General features: G+C 64.5%; 12 protein-coding genes. 8 read left to right on the top strand and 4 right to left on the bottom strand.

All coding sequences use genetic code 11. From position 1 onward, the window contains the following. Window positions 1-906 (bottom strand): cache domain-containing protein (locus PAM7066_RS10965; protein WP_139838415.1); only part of this gene is annotated, 906 nt, incomplete at its 3' end. Window positions 907-1,412: 506 nt separating this feature from the next. Between PAM7066_RS10965 and PAM7066_RS10960 the strand changes: the two genes are divergently transcribed. Continuing rightward, window positions 1,413-2,207, top strand: coding sequence for a sulfite exporter TauE/SafE family protein (locus tag PAM7066_RS10960; RefSeq protein ID WP_085854202.1), 795 nt, complete (start codon window positions 1,413-1,415; stop codon window positions 2,205-2,207). Window positions 2,208-2,409: 202 nt separating this feature from the next. Further along, complete coding sequence (locus PAM7066_RS10955) at window positions 2,410-5,181, top strand: EAL domain-containing protein (RefSeq protein WP_085854201.1); 2,772 nt, start codon at window positions 2,410-2,412, stop codon at window positions 5,179-5,181. Window positions 5,182-5,252: 71 nt separating this feature from the next. On the opposite strand, the gene PAM7066_RS10950 is transcribed toward PAM7066_RS10955, so the two are convergent. Both PAM7066_RS10950 and PAM7066_RS10945 read right to left on the bottom strand, forming a co-directional pair. Further along, window positions 5,253-5,582: an L-rhamnose mutarotase gene (locus PAM7066_RS10950; protein ID WP_085854200.1), complete on the bottom strand. Its 330-nt coding sequence runs from the start codon at window positions 5,580-5,582 to the stop codon at window positions 5,253-5,255. A gap of 13 nt (window positions 5,583-5,595) precedes the next feature. Continuing rightward, window positions 5,596-6,423 (bottom strand): amidohydrolase family protein, encoded by an 828-nt coding sequence (locus tag PAM7066_RS10945; RefSeq protein WP_085854199.1) that lies wholly within the window; start codon window positions 6,421-6,423, stop codon window positions 5,596-5,598. Window positions 6,424-6,468: 45 nt separating this feature from the next. Between PAM7066_RS10945 and PAM7066_RS10940 the strand changes: the two genes are divergently transcribed. Together PAM7066_RS10940 and PAM7066_RS10935 are read left to right on the top strand one after the other, a co-directional pair. Then, the gene (locus PAM7066_RS10940; protein ID WP_245749658.1) at window positions 6,469-7,584 is read left to right on the top strand and encodes a mannitol dehydrogenase family protein; all 1,116 of its coding nucleotides are present in this window, start codon (window positions 6,469-6,471) and stop codon (window positions 7,582-7,584) included. Continuing rightward, complete coding sequence (locus PAM7066_RS10935) at window positions 7,581-8,546, top strand: aldo/keto reductase (RefSeq protein WP_085854197.1); 966 nt, start codon at window positions 7,581-7,583, stop codon at window positions 8,544-8,546. Before PAM7066_RS10940 ends, PAM7066_RS10935 begins: the two co-directional genes overlap by 4 nt. A 9-nt stretch (window positions 8,547-8,555) precedes the next feature. On the opposite strand, the gene PAM7066_RS10930 is transcribed toward PAM7066_RS10935, so the two are convergent. Beyond that, window positions 8,556-9,458 carry a GntR family transcriptional regulator gene (locus PAM7066_RS10930; protein WP_085854196.1) on the bottom strand — a complete coding sequence of 301 codons (903 nt, stop codon included), beginning with the start codon at window positions 9,456-9,458 and terminating at the stop codon, window positions 8,556-8,558. Window positions 9,459-9,608: 150 nt separating this feature from the next. Between PAM7066_RS10930 and PAM7066_RS10925 the strand changes: the two genes are divergently transcribed. The 4 genes from PAM7066_RS10925 to PAM7066_RS10910 all read left to right on the top strand — a co-directional run bounded on the left by PAM7066_RS10925 (window position 9,609) and on the right by PAM7066_RS10910 (window position 13,510). Beyond that, complete coding sequence (locus tag PAM7066_RS10925; RefSeq protein WP_085854195.1) at window positions 9,609-10,640, top strand: ABC transporter permease; 1,032 nt, start codon at window positions 9,609-9,611, stop codon at window positions 10,638-10,640. A 72-nt stretch (window positions 10,641-10,712) separates the two neighbouring features. Beyond that, complete coding sequence (locus PAM7066_RS10920) at window positions 10,713-11,651, top strand: ABC transporter substrate-binding protein (protein ID WP_085854194.1); 939 nt, start codon at window positions 10,713-10,715, stop codon at window positions 11,649-11,651. A 75-nt stretch (window positions 11,652-11,726) separates the two neighbouring features. Continuing rightward, window positions 11,727-12,503: an ATP-binding cassette domain-containing protein gene (locus PAM7066_RS10915; protein WP_090928925.1), complete on the top strand. Its 777-nt coding sequence runs from the start codon at window positions 11,727-11,729 to the stop codon at window positions 12,501-12,503. Beyond that, the gene (locus PAM7066_RS10910) at window positions 12,500-13,510 is read left to right on the top strand and encodes a zinc-binding alcohol dehydrogenase family protein (protein ID WP_090928922.1); all 1,011 of its coding nucleotides are present in this window, start codon (window positions 12,500-12,502) and stop codon (window positions 13,508-13,510) included. Before PAM7066_RS10915 ends, PAM7066_RS10910 begins: the two co-directional genes overlap by 4 nt. Window positions 13,511-13,517 lie beyond the last annotated feature (7 nt).

Raw genomic sequence — 13,517 nt, 5'->3', positions numbered from 1 at the left:
GATCACCTCGCGCAGCTTGATCACCATGTCGCGCAGCGCAATCCCGAGCCGGTCGTCGTCGGAACGCGGCGTGACGTCGGCCCGCAGATCGCCGGCGGCGATGCTTTCCGCAGCCCGGCTCATCTCCCTGAGGCTTCCAATCATCCGACGAGCGGAGGTCGAAAGCAGACCGACTTCGTCGCGCTGCTTCGTCTCTGCAACCTCGACGCTCAAGTCGCCGTCAGCAAGCTGCACCATGATCTGCGTCATGCTTGTCAGAGGACGCGCGATACTGCGCGAGATGAACCAGCCGCTTGCTGCGAGCATGCCCAGCACGACAACCAGCTTCACGACGACGGACATGACTTCCTGCCGGAGTTGCGGCGCGAAAGCCGCCTCGAGGTCTTCGAGGTACACGCCCGTTCCGACGACCCAATCCCATTCCGGAACGATGCTCGAGTAGCTGAGCTTGGGAATCGGCTGCTCGGCACCGGCACGTGGCCAAAGATAGGACGTATACCCGCCGCCTTCCTTGGCGCGCTCGATGAGCTCTTGAAAGAGCGGTACGCCCGCCGGATCCCGTTTCTCCCATTGGCTTGTGCCGATCAGCTCCGAATTCGGATGCACGACAATGATTGCGTCGCTGTCGTTCACGAAGAAATAGTCGTCGTTTCCGTACCGGATGGCCGACAGGGCAGCCGCGGCGCTTTCTTGCGCTTCTTCAACGCTCATCTCTCCCGCGTTCGCGGCATTGACGAATGAACGCACGATGGATGTCGCACCTTCCGTCTGCGCGCGCACGAGCGCCTGGCTGTCCTGACGCATCACTTCACGGAGCTTCGCAACCTGGAGCACGGATAGTGCGACGAAGAGTAGAGCGGCGAACGCGACAAGCCCTCCGAGCTTGCGTGAGACGGTCATGCGCATGGGCGTGATTTTTCCTTCATGTGCTGAGATTGTGGGACGGTGCGGGCGTGACGGCAGCTTCAATGTCGAGGATGACCGCGTTCTCTTTCCTGAACGTGCAGCGGATCAGTTGAGCCACTTGCACCACCGTAGGCTGCGAGCGACGCCACGGGCCTCGATGAAATAGTCGTGCTTGTAGTGCTAGAGCGCGGTCTGGTGGCCATCGTATCCGTGTTTGCCTTTGGCGCGACCCAATCCGCTTGTGTTGAAAATCGCCATTGCTCCTCCCCGAGTTGGTTCCTCCGACCCCATCGCTATCGGCGGTCGGTTAAGCTCGTGTTGCGATCTCGGCTTGGGAACAGGACGTTATGCACGCAAATGAATACAACGTTCGTTCAAACAGTTAGTGATTTCCCTCCTTTCGCTCGCATTCGGTCACACTGCGGTGCCGGCCTACCGAAATTGACATCGAGGCGGATCTTGCTCCGGCGATAGACACTCCATTGCTTCCCCCGGTTGTCCCAAGCATGGTGACAGCGCCGTGCGCCAAAGGGATGAAAGCCATATCGTTCTACGACATCTTCCTTCTCGTCGGGGCCGGGTTCATCGCGGGCGCGATCAATGCCTTGGCAGGCGGAGGGACGATCTTCACCTTCTCGGCGCTCATGGCGATCGGGCTTCCTGCGGTGACGGCGAACGCGACGTCGGCCGTGTCCGTCCTGCCGGGTCAGATCGCGGCTGCCTGGGCCTACCGGCGCGAGATCGCCGCCGGCCTGCTACGGCTGCTGCCGTTCACCCTGGTCTCGGCCGTGGGAGGGGTCGCCGGAGGCCTGTTGTTGCTGGGAACGGACGAAACCGCATTCCGCGCATTGGTGCCGTTCCTGATCTTCTTTGCCACCCTGCTGTTCCTCGTCGCACCGCACATCGCGACATTGGGCGAGCGCATGGCTGCGCGGCGCGGCTCGGACAGGCCAGGCCCCCTGGCGACGGGATTGCAGGGGCTGGTGGCGGTCTATGGTGGCTATTTCGGGGCAGGCATGGGGATCATGATGCTGGCGTCGTTGTCGCTGACCGAAGGACGGGAGTTCCACCGGCTGAACGCAGCGAAAAACTGGCTCGCCAGCGTCATGCAGGGCTTGGCGGTGCTGGTCTTCATCATCTCTGGCGCGATCGCGTGGCGAGCAGTGCTGATTGTCGCTGCGGCGTCCATCGTCGGAGGATGGAGTAGCGTCGTGGTCGGCCGTCTCGTCCCGCAACCGCTGGTGCGAGGCTTCGTCATCGCCACGGGGCTTGGCCTCAGCGCGTGGTACTTCATCGTCTAGAGGCGGCAGAACCGCCGAAGCCAACGATGCAGGCACGGAGGGGCAGGTAGCTGTCCGATGTTGTACCGGCTGGCTCGATCCACGGGGCCATCTGCGCAACAGGCCCGACAGAAAGAGATCGCTCTACTTGCACGTGCATAGCAACCGGCGCTTTGTAGGGTCGGCAGCTAACAGGCACGGTCACAGCAACCAAGCGGTCGACATGGACACTCCGAAAGATTTCGATGCCGCTCAGCTCTTCCAGAATCATCCCGATCCGATGTGGGTTTACGACCTTCAAACCCTCGGCTTTCTGGCGGTGAACGAAGCTGCCGTCGCGCAGTACGGCTACAGCCACGACGAGTTTCTGGCGATGACGATTGCCGACATACGTCCTGCGGAGGATGTCGACGCGCTCCGGCGCTCCGTCGTGCAGGATCAGAGGGGTCACAGCCCGTCCGATCTGTGGCGGCACCGGCGCAAGTCCGGCGACCTGCTATACGTGGAAATCACCTCGCAGGCCTTCGCATATCGCGACCGGCCAGCGCGACTGGTCACGGCGCGAGACGCGAGAGGATGGATCGGCGCTACGCCATCGCAAAGCCGGGCACAGTCGCGGCTTCGCCTGGCGAAGTGGGAGCTCGACCTGGAGCGCAACCAGGCGAAGTGGTCGCCGTCGGTCTACGCGATCTTCGGTCTCGACCCACGGACCTGGTCCAACACGCGGGAGAACTTCTTCACTCTGCTGCACCCGGAGGACCGCAATCGCTACCGGCGGGCGCAGGCGGAGGCGATCCGAACGGGCAGCCTGTTCGACGTTCAGTACCGCGCGCGGCACGTCTCGGGCGCCGAACGCGTGCTGCACGAGGTGGGAGAGACCCTCCAGGTGAGCGGCCGCCCGATCTTTTCGGCCGTGATGCAGGACATCACCGAGATCGTGAAGATGCGCGCGGATTCCGCACGTCTCGAGGCTCGCCTGGGCGAGATCATCGAGGGCATGTCGGACGCCTTCTATCTGCTGGACCGGGAGTGGCGCTTCTCGTACGTCAACCGCAATGCAGAGGCGCTGCTGGGCCGCGCGTGCGAGGAACTGACGGGACGGGTTCTGTGGGACGAGTTCCCCGAGCTTGCGGGCACGCTTTTCGAAGCCGCGCTGAGAGAGGCCCGATCAAGCGGGATGTCGCGCCGGGTGATCGACTACTACGCGCCCTTCGACAAGTCGCTCGAGGTGACGGTGCATCCCGGATGCGAGGATGTGGCGGTCTACTTCCACGATGTGAGCGAGGAGGTGCGGGTCACCGCACAGCGCCAGTTGATAAATGTCGCGATCTCCCGGCTCAACGACGTCGTGTTCATCATCGAGGTAGAGCCTGCGTCCGGGCAGCCCAAAATCATATATGCGAACGAGGCGACACGGCGCTTGACGGGATACGGGCCGGAGGAACTGATCGGCCAGACGCCAGGGCTGTTCCACGGCCCGCAAACTGCCGGGCCGGCGCTCGACCGGCTGTACGAAGCGCTTCAGCAGGGCGGCCACGCGCAGGAAGACCTGGTCAACTACACGCGGCAGGGCGTGCCTTACTGGGTAGAGGTCAACCTGTCGCCCATCTTCGACGAGTCCGGAGCCTGCACGCATTTCATAGCAGTCGAGCGGGATGTCACCGAGCGCAAGAACACCGAGCGCGCGCTACGTCTTGCGGCGACGAAGGACCATCTCACGGGGTTGCCGAACCGGTCGACCTTCACGGAGATCCTTGGACGGGAATTGAAGACCGTCCACGAGACCGGTGGAACGCTCGCCCTCCTCTTCATCGACTTCGACAACTTCAAGAACGTCAACGACACGCTGGGGCACAGCGTCGGCGACGAGTTGCTTCTGGTGATCGCCGAGCGGCTCGCCCGCGTCGTTCGGCAACGCGACGGCTTGGCGCGCTTTGGTGGCGACGAGTTCGTGGTGATCGCGCCGGGGGCAGACGTAGAGGCCGCTCAGATCCTCGCGGAGCGTTTGCTCGAGGTCTTCCTCGAACCATTCGATCTTGTTCGCGAGCGGGTCAGCCTCACCGCAAGCATAGGTATCGTGGTGGCGCCGGAGGATGGCAGAGGGGCAGAGGAACTGATCCGCAAGGCTGATATCGCCATGTACCGCTCGAAGTCGGCGGGGCGGAATCAGGCCACGCAATTCGACGATGCGCTGCACCAGGCCGTACTGCGCAACATGGGACTGACACAGGCGCTTCAGCAATCTCTGGCCGCCGGCGAGGGGCTTTCGCTGGTCTATCAGCCGCAATACGCGCTCGAAGGAGAGCAAAGGCTGGTGGGCGCCGAGGCACTTCTACGCTGGCAGCACCCAGAGCGCGGCGCCGTGAGCCCCACGGAGTTCATTCCGGCGGCCGAACGCGCCGGGCTCATCCGCATGCTCGACCGCCAGGTGATCGAGATGGCGTCCCGCCAGATCGGGGATTGGAAACGGCAGGGCCGCTGTACCAGGATTTCCGTCAACGTCTCGGCCAACACGCTTCAATGGGAGGGACTGGCCACTTTCATCCTCGAGCAACTGGCCGCCCATGACGTTCCCCCGCACCTGTTCGGCGTCGAGATCATCGAGACACTGCTGCTGGAGAGTTCGCGGACGACGATCGGCAGCCTCCTGGAGTTGCGCCGCGCGGGGATCAGCATCGCGATCGACGACTTCGGAACCGGGCATTCCTCGCTCGGCTACCTGCAGGATCTGCCGGTTGATACGATCAAGATCGACCGGAGCTTCGTGCAGGGGCTTGAAGAGGGCAAGGGCCGCAAGGCCCCGCTGGTCCAGGCGATCCTGGCGATGGCGCGCGCACTGGATCTGAACGTCGTGGCCGAGGGCGTGGAAACCGAAGCACAGCGCGCATGGCTGAAGCACAACGGTTGCCAAACCATCCAGGGGTTTCTCATTGGCCGGCCAACCGATGCCGGCGCCTTCGCCAGCAGCTGCCTCGCAGAACTGTCATCCCTGTGAGCGGCACGTGCCACGCAGCACAGGCGCGGGATCTTGCGGGGCGTAGCATCGGCTCGTTGGATCGCTAGACGTCAGTCGACGTGGAATACTTCTTCCATAGGGGCCCACCATTCGCCTCGTGCGCGGGTATCGAGCGGCCGCTGCATCGGGCCGCAGAGCTTCCACCAGTCCTGCGTTACCGGGTCCGCGGCAATGGCGGCGTTGTCCGCTTCGAAGTTCTCGCCCGCGTACTCCCAGTAGCTGAACAGCAGCAACTCGGGCTCGCGCAGGAAAATCGAATAGTTGGTGATGTGGGACCGCCGCAGCCGGTCGAGCACCTGGGGCCAGACTTCGGCGTGCAGGTGCCTGTACTCCTCTAGATTCTCCGGCCGAATACCGATCACGTGCCCCATGCGTCGCATCCCGTGTCCTCCTTCAGATATCCAGCGCATAGACTTCTGCCGCGGTGCCGGCAAAAAGCTGCGCGCGTTCGCTCGGCGACAACGCTCCGGCGAGAGATTGCGCCGTCTCGAGCCACCCCTCGTAGTCGCCAGCAAGTTCAAGCACCGGCCAATCGCTGCCCCACATCAGCCGTCCGGCACCGAAGCACTCGAGCACATGGTCGAAGACCGGCTCGAGCGAATCCGGCGACCAGCCGGGACCGAACTCGTTCGCCAGTCCTGAAAGTTTGCAGGTGATCTGCGGATGCATGCCGAGGGTGCGCATCCCCGCCCGCCAGTCCTCACCCGGATCGGTGCCGTCGAATGTCGGTTTGGCACAATGGTCCACGATGATCGGCAAGTCGGGCAGATGCCGCGCAAGGCGGTCGATCGCCCCCAGATGTCGGGGCGTGATCAGCGCGTCCAGCCGCAGCCCGGCGCGCGCAACCTCGCCGAGACCTGTCACCACGTCCTCGCGCAGAACCCAGTCTGTCTCGTCGATGTCCTGCAGCATCGGCCGCACCCCGCGCAGCGCCGGGTGGGCCAGCCGCGCAAGCTGGGCGGGAACGTCGCCGGTCAGGTCGACCCAGCCGACCACGCCGCGGACAAGTGACGTCTCATCGGCCAGAGCGAGCAGGAACTCGGTCTCTTCGAGCGTCGGGGCCGCCTGCACCGCAATCGTGCCGACCACGTTCGCTTGCCGCGCCAAGGGCAGAAGATCCGGCGGCAGGATATCGCGTCGGATCGGGGCGACGCTGTCATTCATCCAGGAATAATCACCCCGACCGATACGCCAGAAGTGCTGATGAGCGTCGATGATCACGATTTTTCCTTGCCAGCCCAAATGTTCTAAATAATAACAAACCGAATGAAAGAGGGTTCGTCAATGCCGATCACGCCGGTACTGCAGTTCGGAACCAGCCGCTTCCTTCAGGCCCATGCGGACTTGTTCCTCTCCGAAGCGCTGCCCGGCGAGCGACCCGTCACAGTCGTTCAAACCAGCGGCGACCCGGCGCGGACGGGTCGACTTCAGGCACTGGCGAGGGGCTACGAGGTTCGGATCGAAGGGATCTCGAACGGCCGCAAGATTTCCGAGACCCGACGGAGCGACGCCGTGGCGCGCGGCCTGTCGATCGACGCCGACCTTGCCGAGGTGACGCGGATCGTCGCCGAGGAAGCGCGCGTCGTCCTGTCAAACACCGGCGACGCCGGCTTCCGCCCCCGCCCCGAGGATCGGGAATCTCGGTTCAACGCCGCCATGTCCTATCCAGCGAAGCTTGGGCATCTGCTGCGCCCCCGGTTCGAGGCAGGCGGCGCCCCGCCGCAGATCATGCCGACCGAGCTCATCCAGAACAACGGCACGACGTTGCGCGGGCTCGTGCTTGATGCCGTCTCGCAGTCCGATCGGACCTATCGCGACTGGCTCGCCGACGAAGTGGTTTGGGTCAATTCCCTGGTCGACCGGATCGTATCCGAACCGCTGGAGCCAGCCGGCGCGGTGGCCGAACCCTATGCGCTTTGGGCGATCGAGGCACAGCCGCGGCTCGCCCTCCCTTGTACGCATCCCTGCATCCAGATCGTTTCCGATCTCGGCCCGATCGAGCGTCGAAAGCTCTTCATCCTCAATCTCGGACATACCTGGATCGTCTCGGACTGGCTCGCCCGGGGCCGCGAGGGCGCGCGCTTCGTGCGCGACGTCATGGCCGATGCGGACTGGTCCGCGCGCCTGTCCCGGCTTTTCGCCGACGAGGTGCTGCCAGCCTTCGTGGCGGCGGGCGAAGCTGACGGTGTCGCCGACTACATCGAAGTGACGAAGGAACGCTTCGCGAACCCGTTCCTCGACCACAAGCTGCAGGACATCGCGCAGAACCACGGGGAAAAGCTCGAACGGCGTATTGGCGCCTTTCTCGACTGGGCGCGCGCGAACGGTGACACGGGCGCCAAACCGCAACTGTCCGCTGCGCTTGAAAGGAGCGATGCATGAAGACGCGTCAGATCGGCCGGACCGGCCTCGCCGTCACCGAGATCGCCTTCGGCTGCGCAAGCATCGGAAACCTCTATCGCGAGGCGGACGAAGCAGATGTCGCAGCAGTGCTCGACTGCGCCTGGGACGCGGGCATCCGCCATTTCGACACGGCGCCGCATTACGGACGCGGCCTGTCCGAGATGCGTCTTGGCAAGTTTCTTGCAGGTCGGGGCGATGTGGTGATCTCGACGAAGGTCGGTCGCGTTCTTTCCCCTGCAACATCTCCGATTTCCGAGGCGGACGGCTTCGTCAACCCGGCGCAGAACGACGTGCGCTACGACTACTCCGGTGACGGGATCGAGGAGAGCTTCGAACAGAGTTGCCAGCGGCTCGGCCGGCAGGACATCGACATCCTCTATGTCCATGACATCGGTGAATACACCCACGGCTCGGACAACGAACGTCACATGGAGGCGTTTCTCGCCTCTGGCTACGAGCGGCTCGTGCAACTGAAGGAACAGGGACGCATCAGGGCCTTCGGGCTCGGCGTCAACGAATGCCAGGTCTGCCTGGACGTGATGGAGAACGCCGGCCCGCTCGACGTGATCCTCCTGGCCGGGCGGCTGACGCTGCTTGACCGGTCCGCCGAGGAGCGTCTCGTGCCGGCCTGCGAAGCTGCCGGCACCAGCCTGGTTCTGGGCGGGATCTTCAACTCCGGCATCCTGGCGACCGGGCCCGTCGACGGCGCAACCTATGACTATGGGCAAGCGCCGCAACACATACTGGATCAGGTGGCGGCCTTGCAGAGCGCGGCGGAAAGCCACGGCGTTCCGCTGGCGACCGCCGCCTTGCATTTCGCCATTCGCCATCCGGCCGCCGCATCCGTCCTGCTGGGAACGGCCAAGCCGTCGACGCTGCGGCGCAACCTCGATACGCTGTCGCAGCCGCTTCCACAGGGGGCGGAGGCCGCCCTCGCCTGACCAGACCTCTCAGCCCAGATCGTGGTGGCGCAGCGAGGATAGAAGCGTCGTCTTGGACGTCCTCAAATGCTCCTGTGCCGCCGCCCGCGCCGCCTCTGCATCGCGCGCCTCGAGGGCTTCGATGATCGCCAGATGCTCGTCGATCGCAGCGGCATTGCGGGTCTTCTCCTCGGTCTTGTCCCACATGTAGTGATAGTGGAAGATCAGCGAGATCACCTTCTGGAATTCTGCGGTGAAGCGATTGCGAACGACCGAGTTGATCGCCTGGTGGAACCGCTCGTCCAACTTCGAGAATTCGTGGAAGTCGGTATCGATGTGCGCTCGAAGTCGCAGATGATCGGCGCGCAGATCGGCGAGCTGGCTCCAGACCGGATGATCGACCGGCGCCTCGGCCGCATGTGAGACGGCATTCAGCTCCAGCACCGAGCGGAAATCCGACAATTCGATGGCGAACGACTTGGTGAACCCCAGAAGGCGCCACCCGCCCTCGGGCCGCCGCGTCACGAGACCGAACCGGCTGAGACCGGCGAGGAACTCCTTCAACTCGTGCTGCGGCACGTCGAAGGTTCGCGATAGTTCGGCCACCGACAAGGCCGTGTTCGCCGGGACATCGAAGCGCAGGACCCAGTCCAGAAACCGCTGTTCAAGATCGCTGGTGTCCGACCCGGCATCGGGCACCGCGATCCGGTCCCCGGGCGTCGGCACACGCAGAAGGCGCTTGTCCCGCCCGTCCCACGAGATCACCCCGAGCTCGGCAAGCCGAGACAGGCACCGGCGGATCACCGTTCGGCTGACCCCGGCGGTTTCGCCAAGCCGCGTTTCGGACGGCATGTCGTCTCCGACGCGCAGCGTCTCGCAGAATGCCAGGATGCGGTTGTAGGCCTCGCGGTACCGGGTGTCGCTTCGTGCCATTGGAGAGTCACCCTTCTCGACGACGGCCGCGCTCGCTCGGGGCAGCCGGAAACTGTATATGTACGAAATTATTAAAAACTGTTGACAGGCTGAAGGCAATACTCAAACAGTGTATTAAATTATTAAGTGCAGCATACGAGGGGGAGGCGTATGTCCCACGCAACAAAGTCCGCAACAAGCGGCGGGCCGAGCCTCGCGGGCTTCATGCCCGATACCGAGAAGTTGCACCGTCTGTCCGCTCTCCTGACGCTGTTGCTGCTGATCGTCGGCTTTTCCTTGGCGAGCCAGGCCTTCTTCTCGGTCAACAACGTTCTGACGATCCTGCTCCAGACATCGGTGATCGGTCTTCTGGGCATCGGCCTAACCATGGTGATCATCACCGGCGGCATCGACCTTTCGGTGGGTTCGGTTCTGGCACTGTCGGGGGTCGCCACGGGCATGACGATCAAGGCGGGGCTGCCGGTCGTGCCTGCGATGGCGTTCGGCGTGGCCGTGGGCGCGGGCTGCGGCGTGGTGAACGGCCTTGTAGTCACCCGGCTGCGCATCCCGCCCTTCGTCGCGACGCTGGGCATGATGCTGATGGCACGCGGGCTGGCGCTGCAGTTGACCGGCGCCGCGCCGATCTCGCAACTGGGCGAGTCCTTCGGGCGGCTCGGCAACGGCGCGCTGTTCCGCGTGGTCGAGATGCAGGCCAACGGCTTTCCCAAGGTGATCTTCCCCGGCATCCCCTATCCCGCGATCCTGCTGCTGATCGTGGCACTGGCCGCCGCCTACATGCTGCGCCGCCGTCAGATCGGGCGCCACATCTACGCGACGGGTTCGAACGAAGAGGCGGCACGGCTGTCGGGCGTGCGCGTCGATGAAACGAAGCTCTACGCCTATGCGATGTCCGGCGCGCTGGCCGGATTGGCGGGCAACGTCCTGATGTCGCGCCTGATCACCGCCCAGCCCAGCGAGGGCGTGATGTACGAACTCGACGCGATCGCCGCGGCCGTGATCGGCGGCGCCTCGCTGTCAGGCGGCGTGGGCACGATCTCGGGCACGATGATCGGGGCCTTCATCATCGGCATCCTGCGCAACGGGCTGAACATGGCCGGCGTGTCGGCCTTCATCCAGCAGATCGTGATCGGTGCGGTCGTGATCGGCGCGGTCTGGATCGACCAGATGCGCAACCATCGCTGAGCCCGCTCGCCCTGTCCGGCGCGAGGAGGCGCCGGACCCACCAAAACCAATATCTCAACGGAGGAGAATGAGATGCGGTCTATCAAACTAGGAATGCTTGCCTCGGTCATGGCGCTTGCGACGGGCGCCGCCCATGCCGGCGAAATCGCGGTGATCGTAAAGACGACCAGCTCGAACTTCTGGCAGAACGTCAATCGCGGTGCCGAAGCCGCCATCGGCGCGCAGTCGGATCACACCTTCACCTTCGACGGCCCGGCCACCGAAAGCGCCGTCGCGGACCAGGTGAACATGGTCGAGAACGCGATCAACCGCGGCGTTTCGGGCATCGTGCTGGCCCCGTCCGACCCCAGCGCCCTGGCCCCGTCTGTCAAGCGCGCGTTTGAATCCGGGATCCCCGTGGTGATCATCGACAGCGCGCTGGCCGAAGAGGCTGCGGGCACCTATCAGGCGTTCCTGTCCACCGACAACTGCGCCGCCGGCGAGGCCGTGGCACAGCGGATGATCGAAGAGGCCGGAACCGAGGGCAAGGTCGCGGTCATGTCCTACGTCGCCGGCGTCGGCTCCGAGATCGGCCGCGTTGGCTGTTTCTCGGACTACTTGGCCGCGAACTCGGAGCTCGAGATCGTCGGCCCCCTCTACTCGCAAAGCCAGATGGCGCTGGCGCTGAACCAGACCACCGACATCCTGGCAGCGAACCCGGACCTCGTCGGCATCTTCGGTGCAAACGAACCCACCGCCGTCGGCATGGGGCGCGCGCTCGTCCAGGCTGGCAAGGCCGGATCGGTCGTGGCGCTCGGCTTCGACGGAAACGAGGACCTGCAGCAATTCGTCCGCGACGGCGTGCTCGAAGCCACCGCGGTGCAGGGCTCTTTCGCCATGGGCGAGATGGGCGTGAACACGGTGATCGACATCATGAACGGCGAGGAGGTCGAGAGCTTCATCAACACCGGCGTCGTGTTGGTGGATCAGGAGAACATCGACTCGGACGAGGCGCAGAACGTCCTTTACTGACACGCATTCGCCGGGGGCGGAGACGCGCCCCCGGCCCAAGGCCCCTATCGCAGGTGAACCATGCCCCGACACCACATGTCGAAAACCCCGCTGGTCGAGATGATCGACATCGAGAAGCACTTCGGCGGCGTTTGCGCCGTGGATCGCGTTTCGCTCGAACTTTATCCGGGCGAAGTGGTGGGCGTGCTGGGTCACAACGGTGCGGGCAAGTCCTGCCTCATGCGGATCCTGTCGGGCGCCATGTCCCTTGGCAGCGGCGAGATTCGTGTGAACGGCACGCCGGTCACGCTCAACGATCCCAACGACGCGCGCGCGGTCGGGATCGAGACGATCTACCAGACGCTCGCGCTCGCCGATCATCTCGACGCACCGGCGAACCTGTTTCTGGGCCGCGAGCTGAAGACGCGCTTCGGCAACCTCGATGACGCGCGAATGCTGGAAGAAGCGCGCGAGGTGCTCGCCCGGCTCAACCCGAACTTCAAGAACCTGCGCGACCCGGTCTATTCCCTGTCGGGCGGCCAGCGGCAGGTGATCGCCATCGCCCGCGCGATCTACTTCGACACCCGGATCCTGATCATGGACGAACCGACTGCCGCGCTCGGGCCCTCGGAGACTGCCATGGTCGCCGATCTGATCCGCCAGCTTCGATCCGAAGGCATCGGCATCCTGCTGGTCAGCCATGACATGCACGACGTCTTCGACCTGTGCGATCGGGTGATGGTGATGAACAAGGGTCGCCTGGTCGGTTCCCATGCGATCGACGAGGTCGACAAGGACGATGTGCTCAGCCTCATCGTCAAGGGCGAGCTGCCCTCCGACTGGTCCGCCCGCAACCTGGAAGCCGCACAATGAACGATACGAGCGTCGAGACGATGGACTGTGGCGTCTGCGTTACCCCCGGCACTTTCGCGGTCGAGGCGCGCGCCAAGCCGACCGAGGCGCCCGCGGGGCATCGGCTGGTGGACATCGCGGCTGTCGGCATCTGCGGCACCGATTACCACATCTTCGAGGGCAAGCACCCGTTCCTCGACTACCCCCGCGTGATCGGCCACGAGCTTTCGGGCCACATCGTCGACGGGCCGGAGGCCGGCACGTTGGTGGTGGTGAACCCCTACATCTCGTGTGGGACCTGCCGGGCCTGCCGGCGGGGCAAGCCGAACTGCTGCACCCGCATCGCCGTGCTCGGCGTGCATCGCGACGGCGGGATGTGCCCGCGCATCGTCGTGCCCGAGGGAAACCTCTATCCGGCACACGGACTTTCGCCCGAGCAGGCCGCGATGGTCGAGTTCCTTGCCATCGGCGCGCATGCCGTCGCGCGCGCGGGGTGCGGCACGGACGACAGGGTGCTGGTCACGGGCGCAGGCCCGATCGGGCTCGGCACGGCACTGTTCGCGCGCCTCGCGGGGGCAGAGGTTCACCTGATGGACCTCAGCCAGTCTCGGCTCGACGCGGCGCGCAATCTCTTCGGGTTCACCGAAAGTCACCGTCCCGGCGACGACATCCTGAGCGGAGACCTGTCCGAGGGCTTCGACGTGGTGTTCGACGCGACCGGCAACGCAAAGGCGATCGAGGCGGGCTTTCCGCTGGTGGCACATGGCGGATCCTCAGTACTGGTCAGCGTGGTCAAGGACGACATCACCTTCCCCGACGCCGAATTCCACAAGCGCGAGTCGCGGATCATCGGCAGCCGCAACGCCCTGCGCGAGGATTTCGATCGCGTCATGGCGGCAATCCGCGACGGGCATATCCCGACCGACGCGATCGCGACGGCCACTCTGCCGCTGTCCGACCTGCGGGATCGTTTCGCCGAACTGGTGGAAGACCGCGAGAATATCATAAAGGTGCTCGTGACCCCGTGAAAAGCGC

The sequence above is a fragment of the Palleronia marisminoris genome (assembly GCF_900172315.1).
In the GTDB taxonomy this organism is placed as follows: domain Bacteria; phylum Pseudomonadota; class Alphaproteobacteria; order Rhodobacterales; family Rhodobacteraceae; genus Palleronia; species Palleronia marisminoris.
The sequence above is the reverse complement of the archived record's forward strand: the minus strand, read 5'-3'. Positions and strand labels throughout refer to the sequence as shown.